Origin of the sequence: Marinobacter antarcticus, from assembly GCF_011049865.1 — a bacterium.
GTDB lineage: Bacteria > Pseudomonadota > Gammaproteobacteria > Pseudomonadales > Oleiphilaceae > Marinobacter > Marinobacter antarcticus_A.
The window spans coordinates 1-15,368 of sequence record NZ_DRGY01000031.1; the positions used below are offsets into that span (position 1 = coordinate 1).

Consider the following 15,368-nt stretch of genomic DNA (forward strand, 5'->3'; position numbering starts at 1 on the left):
ACCGATAACCAACACCCCAAACCGTTTGCACATAACGGGGCTCGGCCAGGTTGGTTTCAATTTTGTTGCGCAAACGGTTGATGTGGGTGTTAACCGTATGCTCATAGCCCTCATGGTTATACCCCCATACCGCATCCAGCAGTTGCGCCCGGCTGAACACCCGGCCGCGATGGCAGGCAAAATGCCAGAGCAAATCAAATTCACGGGCCGTAAGCTCTGCCTCGTTGCCACGAACAAACACTCGGCGCCGAACCGGGTCTATTCTGAGACCATCCACTTCTACTTCTTCCGCTTTTTCCGGTTCAGAGCCTTGGGCAGAAAGCGCATCCACCCGTCGGAACAAGGCTTTAACGCGAGCGGCAAGCTCAGCAACACTGAACGGTTTGGTCAAGTAGTCGTCTGCGCCCATTTCGAGGCCAAGCACCCGGTCCAGCTCTGTGCTTTTGGCCGTCAGTATCAGTACAGGCACGTAGCCTGGGATCGCGCGAATTTCCCGGCAAACTGACAGCCCGTCAAGCCCCGGCAGCATCAAATCGAGAACAACCAGATCAATACCGCCCTGGCGAAATCGCTCAAGGCCGTCATCGCCGCGATCCACGAGAATCGGCTCCATATCCAGATCCTTGACCTGCATACTGACCAACTCACCGATTCCGGGGTTATCCTCAATAATCAGTACTGTGCGTGTCATGGCGTTCCTGGTGTCGCGATGCTGGGATTATGATTTGTAAGTCTAACGCGAAAACTTCACAAATTTGTCACACAGAGCCGTCTGCGACAGAAAAGAAGACGCTTGGCCTTACGCAAAGGGCCAACGACGCTCCGCTCGCTGATATTGAAGCCGTAAAACCTCACATGGAGGCTTTGCGGGCCATCACGAACGTTGAGTAAAACTGATTTCCATGCTGTTCGCCAAAGCCCAGACCGGCACAGCCAGGCCTGAACAGGCCTGGTTAAAGAGCGGCCCGATTAGCAATGTGAGAGTGGCGGCGGGCATTGACCCACAAGGACGCAGCAATGATCCCGCCCCCTATGGCCAGCCTCAGTAAATCCGCATCCCGGTTCCAGATGAGCAGGTTTACCAGTAACCCGACAGGCACCAACACGTTGTTCATGATCGCGAGTGTGCCCGCATCCACGCGGCAGGCTCCGCGGTTCCACAAGAACAGACCCAGCCCGGACGCGGCAAGCCCCAACCAGGTGAGAACGCCCCATTGCACAGCGGTAGCCGGCAGGCGGTCAGAATTGCCAAACACCACGAAGGAGGGCAGCGCAATAATCAGTGCGCCCATGAAAAAGTAGCCAAACGTACGAAACGCAGGGATATCAACCGGATAACGCTGCATCACGTGTTTGTAGCCCACCTGACCGGCCGCAAAGGTAAAATTCGCGACCTGCAACAACAGAAAGCCGGTGACAAAATCCTCGCTGAGGCCATCGTAGCGGATGACGCCGGCGCCTAATGTGGCTATGGCGGCCGCAACCAGTGCAACCGGGGAAAATCGACGCGACAGGGCGTCATCAATGAGAGTTACGTAAAGCGGCGTGAATATGGTGAACAGCAACACTTCCGGAACCGTCAGATAGCTGAACGAGCGATACAAGCACAAATACGTGATGCCAAACTGAAGCATGCCGGTTACCAGCACGCCCAGTTTCAGACCTCCGGGCACGCCTCGCCAACGAGTAAACGGCAAAAATATCAACGTTGCCAGCAATACACGGCTAAGCACCGCAAAATCACTGTCTACCTGGCCGGCGAGAAACTCGCCAATCAGGCTGAAGGAGAATGCCCAGAGTACGGTGACAAAAACCAGGAGGCCCATAATGCATGCTATCCGTATGAAATTGCGGGCGCGTACTTTAACGGATTTTGAGGCCGCTTTCAGCGTCTTTTGGTGGCAAATCCCTATGACGCCCGCGGTGGCGATCCGTTACGATATTCGCCCCGCGAATTTTGCTTTCGATGATTATCCGCTCCAACCCTTCGGACCACGCATTCTATGGATGAAGTACACCAGCCCCTGCCGGAAGTACGACAGCCGCTTATAACCCGTACTTTGACCGAATGGAAAACCCTGTCAATACTGGGCGGACCTATCCTGATCGCCCAGATTGCCCAGATGGCCAATGGCGTTATCGACACGATAATGGCCGGCCACGCCAGCGCGGAAGACCTGGCGGGTGTGGGCATCGGCAGCAGCCTCTGGATGCCTTTATTTTTATTTTTCATGGGCATGCTCGGAGCTCTGCAACCGATTATTTCCGGTTACAACGGTGCGCGTACGCCGGCAAAAATAATGCCGGCGACCTGGCAAGGCCTGTATATCGCCGGTGTTGGCTCCATTGTTATGATTCTGTTGCTGACCAACGTGCATCCCGTTCTGGAAAGGCTAAACCTCGAAGCCAACACCGCACGCATCACTCAGGGCTATCTGAACGCGTTTGCCTGGGGCATCCCGGCACTTTTGTTGATGACAGCACTGCGGGGGCTGACCGACGGCCTGGGTCACACTCGCGTGATTATGGTGTTCTCGGTGCTGAGCACACTGGTTAATCTGCCCCTTAACTATATATTCATCTACGGCAAGCTCGGGTTGCCGGCCATGGGCGGCATCGGCTGCGGCTGGGCAACGTCCCTTTCCAACGGGGTTGCTGCCATTGCGCTGCTGATCTACCTGAATCGCAGCCAGCTCTACAAACAATTTCACCTGATCGCCAGTTGGACAAAGCCCAACGCAGCGCTGATCCGCTATATCCTGAGTATGGGCATACCCATCGGGTTCACTATTTTTGTCGAGGCCAGCGTGTTCTCTGTCATCGCGTTATTTCTCGCTCCACTAGGCCCAGTCGTTGTCGCAGGGCATCAGATTGCCCTGAACGTGGTGTCTCTGCTGTTCATGCTGCCACTGAGTATTGGCATGGCGCTGACATTAAGAATCAGCTTTCTTATCGGTGCGGGCGCGCCGGATACAGCTCGTTTGATTTCCCGCAGCTCTCTGATTCTTGCGGCCGCAACGGCTCTGGTTTTCGCCATCCTCCTGTTTGTTTTCTCACAGGGCATTGCTGCCCTGTACACCAGCGATGTCGATGTTCAGTCGGTAACCGTTCGATTGTTGATGTTTGCGGCGATCTTCCAGGTAGCAGATGTTATCCAGGTGACCTGCATCAGTGCCCTGCGCGGCTATAAAGATACAGGCATTCCCTTGCTGATCATGCTGTTCTCATTCTGGGGTGTGGGGTTACCGCTGGGCTATGCCCTGACGTTTACCGATCTGATTGCTCCCGCGATGGGAGCTGCGGGTTTCTGGGTAGGGCTGACCGGCGGGTTGGCCTCGGCCAGTGTGTTGCTGGGGTGGCGGCTGTTTGGCTATCGCCCGAAAGCCAGCGGCCAGTCAACCGACTAGCCCGGTGCTTCCCGCGGGTAAATCGCCGTTAGCGGCGGGGGCTGTGGAAATAGCTTCCGCAAATACGATCCGGTCGCGGCCCGTTTCCTTGGCCTCATAAAGCGCCCTGTCCGCCCGCTCCAACCAGCTGTCTACGCTTTCGCCGGGTTTGTACACGGCGACTCCGAACGATGCGCTGATAGCGCCTCCCGGATGTCTCATCCTGTTCCGCAAAGCATGTTGAAGATTATTCATGACGGCGGTCAGGCCGGACCCGTCAACGCCTGACAATAAAATCACGAACTCTTCCCCGCCGTAACGAAACAGCTGGTCGGATCGACGCGTGCTCTGTTGAATCAGTGCGGCCAGATCAACGAGCACACCATCTCCCACTCCGTGGCCGTATTCATCGTTGATCTTCTTGAAATGATCGATATCCAGCATCACCAGGGCATAAGGCAATTCAGTGCGCTCAGCGTGGGCTGCCGCCAGATTGAGGGCCTCGTCCATAGCGCGCCGATTTTTGACACCGGTCAGTGGATCCATGGTGGCTAACTGCTCCAGACGCTCGCGCTGATGCTCGGTTCGCTGGGCAAACGCAAAGGACGTTGCACTGACCACCAAGGCTGTTGCGGTGAACGTCCACATTTGTACACCCGACTGAAACACATCGCCCATCGCCATCATGGCGCCTATTGAGGCAAGGTTGAGAAAGATCGCAATGCGCGGAACGACAAGGAAAAAACTGGTTACCAGGCAGGGATAAAGCCAGAACAGCCCGACTTCACCAACCACCGCAGCGACAACAACAGCGCCAAAGCAGGCGACAACGGCCAACACTATACCACTATGGCGTGTATTGCCGGTTATCCAGGCGTAACACATGCTGCCAAAAACCGTCAGTAAAATGGTGGTGTCTATCAACCCGGCAAACACTTCGCCCCTCAGAAAGCGCATCACCGCAAACGGCGTGATCCCGAGCAATGCACTCGCACCCAGAAGAGTAATAATAGACAACCGGAAGTCGGTTTTAAGGCGCATCAACATGTTCACGAAATTCCATAAAAATCAGAGTGCATCGCTCAAGCATAATCCAGAGCAGCTCAGTAATCGTTGATTGCTACGATTAATAACAAAATACCCTAAAAATGTTATAAAAAACGGGTATTTTCGCAGAGTTTAACGTTTACATGGGTAGCTCTGACCAACAAAATCCTTTTAAATAACCTTCGGGGTGTTGAACGCCCGAACGTTATTATAATAGTCGGAGCCAGGCAGGTGTCAGACCTGCTCAAGCCAACGCAGTCATCGGGAAACAGTATTTTGACCAGTCTTGTTCGAATTGCTCCCGGCGCATTGACAATTGGCCGGCCGCTTCCGTGGGAAGTTTACGATTCAGACGGCAGCGTGCTGCTGTGTCAGGGCTATGTGATCCAGAACGATTCACAGCTCGAACAGCTTTTTGAGCGTGGTCTTTTCAAACCCCGGATTATCGAGGTGCACCAGGAAGGCAACGAGGCATCCGGCGATGGCGCGGACTGCAATCCGTTTGCCCGTTACCCGGATTATCTTCACACGCTTGAAAACGCCCTGGCAGCAGTCGCCAACGGCGAACCAGAGGCCCATGGCCAAATACAGGATTTGGCGCACGCCCTGGAGCGGGCCTGTATACACGCACCGGACTCCTGCCTGGCGTTGGTACATCTGTACTCCACAGGACCAACCATTCACGAACAGATTATATTTTACGCCATACTCTGCCAGCTCATCGCCCGGCAGTTCGGGCTTGATGAACAGCGCATCCCCGTGCTGACAGAAGCGGCTCTGAGCGCAAACCTCGCGCTGGTCCCCATTGCCGATAAACTCAACGCCGTCAATAAGGTGCTCAACAGTGAGCAGAGAAGCGTTATCAGCAAGCATCCACAACGGAGCATTCTCGCACTGCAAGCGGCGGGCATTGATAACGATCTGTTGTTTACCATCATCGCACAGCATCACGAGCAGGCCGACGGCAGCGGCTACCCGAAGGGCCTCAGCGGCGCAGACATTCGGCCAGAGGCGGAAATCCTCGCGCTGGCCGAACGCTACATTGCCATGATCACAAAACGGGCGTATCGCAAACGGATGAACGTAACAGCCGCGCGCAAGTTGATCGCCAACCTGGCAGACGGCACCTTTCGGCCAGCCCTGCCCAAAGCCTTACTTCAGATTCTTGGCGAGTATCCGCCAGGCACTCTGGTACGACTGGAAAATAACGAGGTTGGCGTTATTACCGGCAGGCCAGTGCGCGCGCGCGGGCCTTTCGTACAGATTGTTTTTGACGCCTCAGGCAAAAGCAGCGACGCCCGGTTGGAGCGCGACACCAGCGTGCCATACTTCGGCATTCAAGCGCTGGAAGAGCCAGACATCATGCCCTCCATGAACTTCAGCAGCATGTGGGGATTCCCGGACTGACCGGGCTCCCCGGGTGATTCTGCCAATCTCTCAGCTCAGGCCCAGGGCGCTGGCGTGATGATTCAGATGATCATCAACAAAGGAAGCGATGAAGAAATAGCTGTGATCGTAGCCGTCACGCATCCGAAGGTTGATGGGGTGGCTGTGCTGTTCGCACGCCTCCACCAGGGCCTGAGGATTGAGCTGGTCTTCCAGGAAATCGTCCGCTGTGCCCTGGTCAATCAGCAGGGGCAATCGCTCACCGGCTTTCGCAATCAGCAAGGTGGCATCCCACTCTTCCCAGCTCGCCGGGTTGTCGCCAAGGTAGCCTTTGAACGCCTTTTTTCCCCAGGGGCATACGGTCGGATGGGCAATGGGCGCAAATGCCGACACAGAGGCGTAGCGGCCCGGGTTGCGAAGGGCGCATATTAGTGCACCATGACCACCCATCGAGTGCCCGCTGATGCTGCGCCGGTCGGTTAGGGGCAGTTCGCTTTCAACCAGCTGCGGAAGCTCTTTTACCACGTAATCGTACATGCGGTAGTGAGGCGCCCAGGGCTGCTGGGTGGCGTTGATATAAAACCCTGCCCCGCTTCCGAAATCGTAGCTTTCATCTTGCCCGGGCAAGTTGACGCCGCGGGGACTGGTGTCGGGGCAAACAATGGCCATACCCAACTCGGCCGCTTTTTTCTGGGCCCCGGCCTTTTGCATGAAATTCTGATCGTTGCAGGTCAGCCCTGACAACCACCAAAGTGCGGGCACCTTTTTTGGGGGATTTGCCCCCAGCGCAATCGGAGGCAGGTACACGGCAAATTCCATTGTGCATTCAAGCGTGGCCGACCTGTGACGATAGCGGCGATGTTCCCCGTCAAAACTGACGTTGGTGGATAAAAGTTCCATAGTGTCCTCTGGTTTTTATAACTCAAGCCCGCACCCCATGCGCGCCAGCTCTGCCAGCACAGCCGTGCGAGTCACGATGCCAATGAGTTTTCCGTGTTCCACCACAGGATACACTTTCGGCTTGCCGGAGCCGAGCTTCTGGGCAAGGTCAACAATCGACATGTCTGGAGACATCGCCAGGGGCTCACGGAACATGACATCGTCAACAACCGGATCCCCCTCACCGTGATAATTGCTCACCAGCAGTGCATGAATGCAATCCTGTTCAGATACAAAACCCAGCAAATGCCGGTGCGCATCAACCACCGGCAGCCCGGAGATATGATTCCCCAACAACGCCTTGACCACTTCGGTCAATGGCGTTCCACATCGGACAGGCTCAATATGGTTAGACATAAGGTCGGAAACTCTGAGTGCACACATGGGCAACTCCTCGCATCGTTAACAGGTCCAAAGGCATCGACCAAGGGCCAAGCCCCGTCTTGTAACCATAGGCGATAGGCGTGAAATCCTCCAATTTCGTCGGCTTACGGTTTACACATGACAATATCTGACTAAACTCAAGCAGTTGTCACCCTTTCGGGTAAAAATACAAATCAAACCGTGGCACATACAGGGAGATTCCCATGGAAGCTATCGAGAACTTTATTGGCGCAATCAACGGCGTGGTCTGGGGGCCACCCATGTTGATTCTGATTCTGGGTGTCGGCCTGTTTCTGAGCCTTGGCCTGAAGCTCATGCCCGTACTCAAACTCGGCGCCGGCTTCCGCCTTATGTGGAAAGGCAGGAGTGCTACGGGGGATGAATCAGACGGTGACATACCTCCGTTCCAGGCGCTCATGACCGCCCTCTCAGCGACGGTCGGAACAGGCAATATTGCCGGCGTAGCAACCGCTGTTTTCCTCGGCGGGCCAGGTGCCTTGTTCTGGATGTGGCTCACCGCGCTGGTCGGCATGGCCACCAAATATTCCGAAGCGGTACTCGCCGTGCGCTTTCGTGAGGTGGATGAGCGCGGCTCCTATGTCGGCGGCCCCATGTACTATATCCGCAACGGTCTTGGCAAAAAATGGGCCTGGCTGGGCGTGCTGTTTGCAATTTTTGCGGCCATAGCCGGCTTCGGCATTGGCAATACCGTGCAAGCCAATTCGGTTGCCGACGTGATGGAAACAACCTTTGGCCTGCCACACTGGATCACCGGCGTTATTCTGATGGTGCTGGTCGGCCTGGTGCTGATTGGCGGTATTCGCCGCATCGGGCAGGTTGCCAGCGCGCTCGTTCCGCTGATGGCCGTGTCCTATCTGATCGCGGGCCTGGTGGTGCTTGCCATTAACTTCGCCGACATTCCCGCCGCATTCGCCTTGATATTCGAGCATGCCTTCAGCCCGATCGCCGCAGAAGGCGGTTTCGCCGGTGCCGCCGTCTGGGCAGCCATCCGGTTTGGTGTTGCACGGGGCGTCTTTTCCAACGAGGCCGGCCTCGGTTCGGCACCCATCGCTCACGCCGCGGCGCAAACCAAAAACCCGATCAATCAGGGCATGGTGGCCATGCTGGGCACGTTTATCGACACCATTATCATTTGCACTATCACCGGGCTGGTTATTATCACGTCTGGCGCCTGGACATCGGGCGAATCGGGCGCAGCGCTTACCTCTATGGCGTTCTCGCAGGCGCTGCCCGGAGTTGGTGATTACGTGGTGGCCATTGCTCTGGCCGTGTTTGCATTCACAACCTTGCTGGGTTGGTCCTTCTACGGTGAGCGTAGCGTTGAGTTCCTGTTCGGAGTGAAGGCGATCGTGCCTTACCGCATTGCCTGGGTTATTGCGATCCCGATTGGCGCAACGGTAAACCTTGGCCTGGTCTGGCTGGTCGCCGACACTCTGAACGCCATGATGGCACTGCCCAACCTGATTGCGCTTCTGCTGCTCAGCCCGGTGGTGTTCAAGCTGACCAAAGAGCATTTTGAGCGAGAGACGTCTGTGGGGCTGTGATGGATGAGGTGGGTCAACAGGCCCTTGTAATCCTGTCATCCAGCACCAATGATTCTTGTATACACCCGATAAATGGTTCCGGCGGCCTGGCTGCCGGAACCTTGAGCAACGCTATTGAACGTAGCATCCAAGGAGAGCAAATATGAGTTTACGTCTAGGCGATACCGCACCGGATTTCGAACAGGATTCCAGCGAAGGCAAGATTTCGTTCCACGAATGGCTGGGTAATGGCTGGGGTGTGCTTTTCTCTCACCCGGCGGATTTCACCCCGGTGTGCACAACGGAACTGGGCCTGACTGCGAAGCTTCAGGACGAGTTTGCCAAGCGCAAGGTCAAGGCCATTGCACTGAGCGTTGATCCGGTTGATTCACACCACGAGTGGATCAAGGACATCAACGAAACTCAGGGCTGCGCGGTGAATTTCCCGATCATTGCCGACCACGACGGCAAGGTTGCCGAGCTGTACGACATGATTCATCCGAATGCTAATAGCACGCTCACCGTGCGCTCACTGTTCGTGATTGATCCGAACAAAAAGGTTCGCCTGATGATCACTTACCCGGCCAGCACCGGCCGTAACTTCAACGAAGTTCTGCGGGTAATTGATTCTCTGCAGTTGACCGACGATCACAAAGTTGCCACCCCGGGTAACTGGGAACGTGGAGGCGACGTGGTGATTGTGCCGTCGCTGCAGGACGAAGACGAAATCAAGAAGCGCTTCCCGAAGGGTTACAAGGCGGTGAAGTCTTACCTGCGGATGACACCGGATCCGACAACCAACTGGAGCGGTGATTGATCACTGGCGCCTGTTACTGAACACGGAAGGTACTGAATACAGAAGGTACTGAACGTAAAAAGGCCGGGCAGTTTCGCTGCCCGGCCTTTTTTTATAGCTCTCGCTCTGATCAGAACGCCGGAACTACCGCGCCTTTGTACTTCTCCTTGATAAACTCGCGAACGTCATCGGATGTCAGCGCCTTAGCCAGCTTCTGCATGGCCTCGCTGTCTTTGTTGTCCGGGCGTGCCACCAGAATGTTCACATACGGCGAGTCAGAGCCCTCAATGATCAACGCGTCTTTCGTCGGGTTCAGGCCCGCTTCCAGCGCGTAGTTGGTGTTGATCAGCGCAACATCAACCTGGTCAAGAATCCGTGGCAGTGTTGCAGCTTCCAGCTCCTTGAAATCAAGATCTTTGGGGTTGTCGGCAATATCACGCGGCGTTGCGGTGATTTTGCTGCCTTCTTTGAGCGTGATCAGCCCCGCTTTTTGCAGCAACAACAAGGCCCGTCCACCGTTGGTGGGATCGTTCGGAATGGCAATAACGGCGCCTTCTTTCAGATCATCCAGCGAGTCAATCTTGTTTGAATAGGCGCCAAATGGCTCAACGTGAACGCCGATAACCGTTACCAGATTGGTACCACGGCCGTCGTTGAACTCGTCCAGATACGGCTGGTGCTGGAAAAAGTTGGCGTCCATACGCTTCTGGTCCACCTGAATGTTTGGCTGGATGTAGTCGGTAAATACCTTCACATCCAGCTCCACGCCCTGTTCCGCCAGCATAGGCTTCACGAATTCAAGCAGTTCCGCGTGGGGTACCGGCGTTGCCGCTACGGACAGTTTTTCAGCGGATACGCCTGCAGAAAAAACAGCGACGGCAGCCAGAGCCACCAGGGTTTTCTTGAGGTTCATAAATGCACTCTCCTGTTAATAGAATTACTTGCGGCTGAAATACAAAACCAGGCGATCGCCGACCATCTGCAAAATCTGCACGAAAATCACCAGTAAGGCCACGGTAATGACCATCACATCGGTTTGAAAGCGCTGGTAACCGAAACGAATCGCCAAATCACCCAGACCACCGCCGCCGATAACGCCAGACATGGCCGCGTAGGACACCAGCGTAATCGCGGTAACCGTAATGCCGGCGATGATGCCCGGAAGCGCTTCCGGCAGCAAGGCGCCGAAGATGATCTGACGCACGCTCGCGCCCATGGCCTGGGTGGCTTCGATAATGCCGCGGTCGACCTCCCGCAAAGACGTTTCGACCAATCGGGCAAAGAAGGGTGCGCCACCGGCAACCAACGGAGGTATTGCACCTGCCACACCGAGGGACGTGCCGATCAACATCACGGTGAACGGTATCATCACAATCAGCAGGATGATGAACGGTACCGAGCGCAGTACGTTCACTACGAAAGACAATACGGCGTAAGCGACGGGTTGCTCCAACAACTGGCGTTTACCGGTCAGAAATAGCAGCACGCCTATCGGCAGGCCCGCCAGCACGCTGAACAGCAATGACAAACCCACCATCACCAACGTATCCCAGCTTGCTATGCCAATCTCTGGCCAGTCCACATTACTCAAGAAAGCGTCCATCAGCGCACCACCTCCACGTGAACATCGGCGGCTTCCAGTGCGCTCATGGCAACGGCCAGATCGCCGCCTACCAACGAGAGGGTCAACTGGCCGTAAGGCGTGTCCTTGATGTGGTCAATGCGGCCGGACAAAATGCTGAAATCCACACCGGAGGCCCGCGCGACACTGCCCAGCAGTGGCTTGTAGGTAGACTCGCCTTTGAACGTCAGGCGTAAAATACGGCCGTTGGCTTTTTGCAGATCTTCCTGGCGCTCCCGGCTGTCAATGCTTTCACTCTCAAACACGAAATCCCGGGTGGTGGGGTGTTTCGGGTGTAAAAACACATCACTTACGGCACCCATTTCCACCACGCGGCCACCGTCCATCACGGCAACGCGATCACACACACGGCGCACCACATCCATCTCGTGGGTAATGAGCACGATGGTCAGGCCCAGCTCTTTATTAATCTCGGCCAGCAACCTGAGTACAGACTGGGTTGTTTGTGGGTCGAGTGCGCTGGTGGCCTCGTCACACAACAAGATGGTAGGCCGGCAGGCCAGGGCCCGGGCAATGCCCACGCGCTGCTTCTGCCCCCCCGATAACTGGGACGGGTATTTGTCGGCTTGATCCAGCAGGCTGACACGAGCCAGCAGCTCCTGCACACGATCCCGAATTTGGGCTTTGCTGTAGAGGCCGGCCAGCTTCATCGGAAAAGCGATGTTGTCTGCAACGGTTTTTGACGAGAGCAGGTTGAAGTGCTGGAAGATCATGCCGACTTTACGACGGAATGCGCGCAGTTCTGCGGCGCTGTACCGGGTAATATTCTCGTTATCGATCAGAATATTACCACCGGTTACGGGCTCCAGAAGATTGATCAGGCGCACCAAAGTGGATTTTCCCGCCCCGGAATGCCCGACAATACCGAACACCTCGCCGGTTTCAATGGTCATGTCAGTGGAGTGAAGCGCGGGGATCGCCCGACCACCCACCTGATACGACTTCTGTACCTGGTTAAATACAATCACGATCAGCGCCTTGTGGGTGCAGAATTAAAGCCGGCAATTATAAACCATTCAGCGGCCAAACCCGAACCTACAAAGCAATTCTAAAACACAACGCTAAAGCTCGTACAACTGGGCTACGTGCAGAATCGGCCCGGTTGGCTCTCCCGTGGGTGATCCTCCAAGGGGTTCCAGGCTGATCGCCAGGGTGCGGCTTTGCGACAGTGCCTGCCGGGTTTTGTCGGTCAGGATTACTTCATGCAAGCCACCGGCGGGAATAACGCCCAGTGACAGAGGTTGGCCATTCTCCGGCACAATCCAGAGCTCATAATCCTTGCCGGTGTCGGCGGCGCTGGCGGCGACGGAACGCAACTTCAACAGATTGCCCTGCCCGGTTTCGCTCACCAACCAGAGCGGGTCGCTGGTATCGGTTTGAACAATAGCGCCGGAAAGCTGCGTCTGGGGAACCTCCGACGACGGTTGTATCAATACGAACGCCATAACCACGGCAGCGGCTGTCGCGACAGCGCTCCAACTCGGCCAGAACCAGCGATGGTTGGCGCGGGCTTGCGCCTTGCCTGTTGGCGCCGCCTTCTGGCTGCCCTTTTGCCATAACCGATTCTCGATAGAATCCCACACCGACGACGGCGGCGTGACGGCCGGCACGTCAGCGGAGAGTGATCCAAGCTTTTGTTCCCAAAACCAGACCTCTTCGCGCGCCTTCGCGGATTCCATCATCCAGCGCTCAAAGCGCTTGCGGGCAAGGCCATGCAGCGAGCCCAGCACATACTCGGCAGCAAGCATTTCAATACGTTCCGGTGTCTTTTTCATCGTTCCAGGCACCTTTTCAAAGTTATCAGACCGCGGCGCACCCAACTTTTCACCGTGCCCAGTGGGGAGTTCAACACATGAGCCAGCTCATCGTGCGTAAGCCCTTTGTAATAAGAGAGCAGAATGCTGTCACGTTGCGCGTCATTGAGCTCGTCAAGACACCCCGTTAGCCGGGCTTCCCCGGCGCTGCGAAGAGACTCATCAAGAGGGCCTTCGCGCCCGTCTTCAATGTGCTCAAGATCCTCTTCACTGCCGCTGCGGCGAACTTTTCGTGCACGCATCATATCCAACGTCCGGTAGCGGGCGATGCTCATCATCCAGCCCAGAGGCATACCCCGGTCCGTATGATATTCCCGGGCGCGGTGCCAGATTTGTATGAACGCTTCTTGCAAAGCATCCTCAGCCAGGTCTCGCTGTCCCGCCAATTTCAGACACATTCCGAACATTTTTGAGGACACGCTCTGATAGAGCTGATGAAACGCGTCGTGATCCTCTCGGGATACAGCCACTAACAAGCGCATTAGGTCATCCTGATTCGTATCGCTGTGAGACATTCCAACTCCGTATGATTGTCAATTACCAATACGCCCTACCTACCCGGCGAGATGCAAATACCACTCTAATTTTTTTCAGTGTAACGTGCATCTTTATTACTCAGCCATACGTTCCCCTTTTGCTGTAACCACAACAAGACATATTGAGGAACCGTTATGAACGCAATTATCAAACGCTCTGCTCTCGCGATCGCCGTTGCCGGCGCGTGCCTGAGCGCCGGCCTGAGCCAGGCTTCAAGCCACCGCGAAGCCCCTTTTATCACCGAAATGCCAAAGGTAGACGGTACTGACTTTTATATGTTCCGAAGCTATGAGGCCAATCGGGCAGACTATGTCACTCTGATTGCCAACTATTTGCCCCTTCAGGACGCTTACGGCGGCCCCAACTATTTCGATCTGGACGACGACGCCATTTACGAAATCCACATCGACAACAGTGGCAACGCGCAGGAAGACCTCACGTTCCGCTTCCAGTTCTCAACCACCTTGAACGACATTCAGTTAGATGTCGGCCCTGTCGGTGACACGAAGAAAGTTTCCGTTCCGCTTAAAAACATTGGCGACGCCACAGACGTTGCCAATGTTCAGGTCAGCCAGGAGTATACCGTTTCGGTGATTCGTGGTGACCGCCGTACCGGCACTGTAGAGGCCGTAACCAACGTCTCCACCGGCACCGGCAGCTTCGAAAAGCCTCTGGATAACATCGGCGAAAAATCGTTCGCCAATTACGAAACCTACGCTAACGAGCATATCTTCCCGATTGCTATTCCCGGCTGTGGCACCAACGGCCAGGTGTTTGTAGGCCAACGCAAAGAAGCGTTCGCGGTGAACCTCGGCGAAATTTTCGATCTGGTCAACACCAATCCCCTCGGCGCACGTACCGCCGAAGGCGCCGGTGATCTGGCCGACAAGAACGTGACCTCGTTTGCCCTGGAAGTGCCCACCGAATGCCTGACCGGCACGGCCGTTACCGGCAAGGGCGATCCGGTTATTGGCGCGTGGACCACCGCCAGCGTACGCCAGGCGCGAGTCATCAATCCCGAGCCGACTGCGGGCGGCAAAGGCGCCACAGTAGAAGGCGGCGCCTGGACCCAGGTTTCACGCCTCGGCATGCCGCTGGTGAATGAAGTCGTCATCGGCCTCAAGGACAAGGATCTGTTCAACACCAGCGAGCCGATGAACGATACCCAGTTTGCCACCTATGTAACCAACCCCACCCTGCCAGAATTGCTGGAAATACTGTTCAAAGGCACAGCTGTGGCACCGAATAATTTCCCCCGTACGGATCTGGTGTCTGTCTTCCTGACCGGTGTAAAAGATGTGAACATGCCGGTTGGTGTGCAAGGCTCTGAAATGCTGCGGCTGAACCCGGCTATTGCAGTTACTCCTGCGGCCACGCAAAACGATCTGGGTGTTCTGGTTGGTGATAACGCTGGTTTCCCGAACGGCCGTCGCCCGGTTGATGACGTAGTCGATTCCGCCTTGAGGGTTGTTATGGGTGCATTGACAACAGACGCGCCCAACAAGGACGCGGCGTTCACCGACGGCGTTCAGCTTGATGCAAGCGAGCTCCAGGTAGTGTTCCCGTACCTGGCAACCCCGCTGGCCGGCTCAACCAACTTATAAGGAGTGAATGATGAAACTCACTATAAAGTTCGCTGGGGCGAGTTTGTTGGCCCTTGCTCTGACGGGATGTTTCGAGGGCTCAAACAACAGCCAGAACGATCAGTCCTCGATGTCAGTCGACTTTGGAACCTTCGTGAAGGGCGAAATTAACAACCCGGATCTCAGCCGGGACCCTGTGGCCGTTAATGACGTTACCTTCAGCTTCAACGACCAGGATGATCCGAAGGCATACGATGATCTCCTTAGATAAAAAAGCTCCACACCGGACCCGACAAACGTTGCGTTCGGC

The 15,368-nt window shown here is 55.7% G+C and carries 17 protein-coding genes; 7 read left to right on the top strand and 10 right to left on the bottom strand.

Annotation, left to right across the window (positions count from 1 at the left end; genetic code table 11):
• Window positions 1-691, bottom strand: a 691-nt coding sequence (locus ENI00_RS03600) for a response regulator transcription factor (protein ID WP_304098925.1), incomplete at its 3' end; no start/stop codon positions are given.
• Window positions 692-953: 262 nt separating this feature from the next.
• Complete coding sequence (locus ENI00_RS03605) at window positions 954-1,826, bottom strand: carboxylate/amino acid/amine transporter (protein ID WP_304098927.1); 873 nt, start codon at window positions 1,824-1,826, stop codon at window positions 954-956.
• A 1-nt stretch (window position 1,827) separates the two neighbouring features.
• On the opposite strand from ENI00_RS03605, the gene ENI00_RS03610 reads away from it, so the two are divergent.
• Together ENI00_RS03610 and ENI00_RS03615 are read left to right on the top strand one after the other, a co-directional pair.
• Entirely contained in the window at window positions 1,828-2,052 is a 225-nt protein-coding gene (locus ENI00_RS03610) for a hypothetical protein (protein WP_304098930.1), read from the top strand.
• On the top strand, window positions 2,004-3,407 hold the full coding sequence (locus ENI00_RS03615; protein WP_304098932.1) for an MATE family efflux transporter: 1,404 nt from the start codon (window positions 2,004-2,006) through the stop codon (window positions 3,405-3,407). Before ENI00_RS03610 ends, ENI00_RS03615 begins: the two co-directional genes overlap by 49 nt.
• Here ENI00_RS03615 and ENI00_RS03620 read toward each other — a convergent pair.
• A complete protein-coding gene (locus ENI00_RS03620; protein ID WP_304098935.1) occupies window positions 3,396-4,433 on the bottom strand; it encodes a GGDEF domain-containing protein in 1,038 nt (345 codons plus the stop codon). The two genes, ENI00_RS03615 and ENI00_RS03620, sit on opposite strands and share 12 nt — an antisense overlap.
• Before the next feature lie 276 nt (window positions 4,434-4,709).
• Between ENI00_RS03620 and ENI00_RS03625 the strand changes: the two genes are divergently transcribed.
• Window positions 4,710-5,840, top strand: coding sequence for an HD-GYP domain-containing protein (locus ENI00_RS03625; RefSeq protein ID WP_304098938.1), 1,131 nt, complete (start codon window positions 4,710-4,712; stop codon window positions 5,838-5,840).
• Between the two features lie 30 nt (window positions 5,841-5,870).
• Here the strand turns inward: ENI00_RS03625 and fghA are convergent, their stop codons facing one another.
• Entirely contained in the window at window positions 5,871-6,719 is an 849-nt protein-coding gene (gene fghA, locus ENI00_RS03630; RefSeq protein ID WP_304098941.1) for an S-formylglutathione hydrolase, read from the bottom strand.
• A 15-nt stretch (window positions 6,720-6,734) separates the two neighbouring features.
• Window positions 6,735-7,142, bottom strand: coding sequence for a CBS domain-containing protein (locus ENI00_RS03635; protein ID WP_304098944.1), 408 nt, complete (start codon window positions 7,140-7,142; stop codon window positions 6,735-6,737).
• Between the two features lie 203 nt (window positions 7,143-7,345).
• Between ENI00_RS03635 and ENI00_RS03640 the strand changes: the two genes are divergently transcribed.
• Together ENI00_RS03640 and ENI00_RS03645 are read left to right on the top strand one after the other, a co-directional pair.
• Window positions 7,346-8,707 carry an alanine/glycine:cation symporter family protein gene (locus ENI00_RS03640; protein ID WP_304098947.1) on the top strand — a complete coding sequence of 454 codons (1,362 nt, stop codon included), beginning with the start codon at window positions 7,346-7,348 and terminating at the stop codon, window positions 8,705-8,707.
• Window positions 8,708-8,849: 142 nt separating this feature from the next.
• Window positions 8,850-9,503 (top strand): peroxiredoxin, encoded by a 654-nt coding sequence (locus tag ENI00_RS03645; protein WP_304098949.1) that lies wholly within the window; start codon window positions 8,850-8,852, stop codon window positions 9,501-9,503.
• Between the two features lie 109 nt (window positions 9,504-9,612).
• Here the strand turns inward: ENI00_RS03645 and ENI00_RS03650 are convergent, their stop codons facing one another.
• The 5 genes from ENI00_RS03650 to ENI00_RS03670 all read right to left on the bottom strand — a co-directional run bounded on the left by ENI00_RS03650 (window position 9,613) and on the right by ENI00_RS03670 (window position 13,453).
• Window positions 9,613-10,395 (bottom strand): MetQ/NlpA family ABC transporter substrate-binding protein, encoded by a 783-nt coding sequence (locus ENI00_RS03650; RefSeq protein WP_304098952.1) that lies wholly within the window; start codon window positions 10,393-10,395, stop codon window positions 9,613-9,615.
• A gap of 24 nt (window positions 10,396-10,419) precedes the next feature.
• Window positions 10,420-11,085, bottom strand: a complete 666-nt coding sequence (locus ENI00_RS03655; RefSeq protein ID WP_304098955.1) for a methionine ABC transporter permease — start codon at window positions 11,083-11,085, stop codon at window positions 10,420-10,422.
• On the bottom strand, window positions 11,085-12,092 hold the full coding sequence (locus tag ENI00_RS03660; protein WP_304098958.1) for a methionine ABC transporter ATP-binding protein: 1,008 nt from the start codon (window positions 12,090-12,092) through the stop codon (window positions 11,085-11,087). The genes ENI00_RS03655 and ENI00_RS03660 overlap by 1 nt, the downstream gene beginning before the upstream one ends.
• Window positions 12,093-12,185: 93 nt before the next feature.
• Complete coding sequence (locus tag ENI00_RS03665; protein WP_304098960.1) at window positions 12,186-12,899, bottom strand: anti-sigma factor; 714 nt, start codon at window positions 12,897-12,899, stop codon at window positions 12,186-12,188.
• On the bottom strand, window positions 12,896-13,453 hold the full coding sequence (locus ENI00_RS03670) for a sigma-70 family RNA polymerase sigma factor (protein ID WP_304098962.1): 558 nt from the start codon (window positions 13,451-13,453) through the stop codon (window positions 12,896-12,898). Before ENI00_RS03670 ends, ENI00_RS03665 begins: the two co-directional genes overlap by 4 nt.
• A 156-nt stretch (window positions 13,454-13,609) precedes the next feature.
• On the opposite strand from ENI00_RS03670, the gene ENI00_RS03675 reads away from it, so the two are divergent.
• Window positions 13,610-15,079: a DUF4331 domain-containing protein gene (locus ENI00_RS03675; RefSeq protein ID WP_304098964.1), complete on the top strand. Its 1,470-nt coding sequence runs from the start codon at window positions 13,610-13,612 to the stop codon at window positions 15,077-15,079.
• Window positions 15,080-15,089: 10 nt separating this feature from the next.
• Entirely contained in the window at window positions 15,090-15,329 is a 240-nt protein-coding gene (locus ENI00_RS03680) for a hypothetical protein (RefSeq protein WP_304098966.1), read from the top strand.
• Window positions 15,330-15,368 lie beyond the last annotated feature (39 nt).

Excerpts from the sequence above, each read along its gene's own strand:
- ENI00_RS03605 (WP_304098927.1), bottom strand. The coding sequence starts at position 1,826 with ATGGGCCTCCTGGTTTTTGTCACCGTACTCTGGGCATTCTCCTTCAGC.
- ENI00_RS03610 (WP_304098930.1), top strand. The coding sequence starts at position 1,828 with ATGCATGCTATCCGTATGAAATTGCGGGCGCGTACTTTAACGGATTTT.
- ENI00_RS03615 (WP_304098932.1), top strand. The coding sequence starts at position 2,004 with ATGGATGAAGTACACCAGCCCCTGCCGGAAGTACGACAGCCGCTTATA.
- ENI00_RS03620 (WP_304098935.1), bottom strand. The coding sequence starts at position 4,433 with ATGTTGATGCGCCTTAAAACCGACTTCCGGTTGTCTATTATTACTCTT.
- fghA (WP_304098941.1), bottom strand. The coding sequence starts at position 6,719 with ATGGAACTTTTATCCACCAACGTCAGTTTTGACGGGGAACATCGCCGC.
- ENI00_RS03635 (WP_304098944.1), bottom strand. The coding sequence starts at position 7,142 with ATGTGTGCACTCAGAGTTTCCGACCTTATGTCTAACCATATTGAGCCT.
- ENI00_RS03640 (WP_304098947.1), top strand. The coding sequence starts at position 7,346 with ATGGAAGCTATCGAGAACTTTATTGGCGCAATCAACGGCGTGGTCTGG.
- ENI00_RS03645 (WP_304098949.1), top strand. The coding sequence starts at position 8,850 with ATGAGTTTACGTCTAGGCGATACCGCACCGGATTTCGAACAGGATTCC.
- ENI00_RS03650 (WP_304098952.1), bottom strand. The coding sequence starts at position 10,395 with ATGAACCTCAAGAAAACCCTGGTGGCTCTGGCTGCCGTCGCTGTTTTT.
- ENI00_RS03655 (WP_304098955.1), bottom strand. The coding sequence starts at position 11,085 with ATGGACGCTTTCTTGAGTAATGTGGACTGGCCAGAGATTGGCATAGCA.
- ENI00_RS03665 (WP_304098960.1), bottom strand. The coding sequence starts at position 12,899 with ATGAAAAAGACACCGGAACGTATTGAAATGCTTGCTGCCGAGTATGTG.
- ENI00_RS03670 (WP_304098962.1), bottom strand. The coding sequence starts at position 13,453 with ATGTCTCACAGCGATACGAATCAGGATGACCTAATGCGCTTGTTAGTG.
- ENI00_RS03675 (WP_304098964.1), top strand. The coding sequence starts at position 13,610 with ATGAACGCAATTATCAAACGCTCTGCTCTCGCGATCGCCGTTGCCGGC.
- ENI00_RS03680 (WP_304098966.1), top strand. The coding sequence starts at position 15,090 with ATGAAACTCACTATAAAGTTCGCTGGGGCGAGTTTGTTGGCCCTTGCT.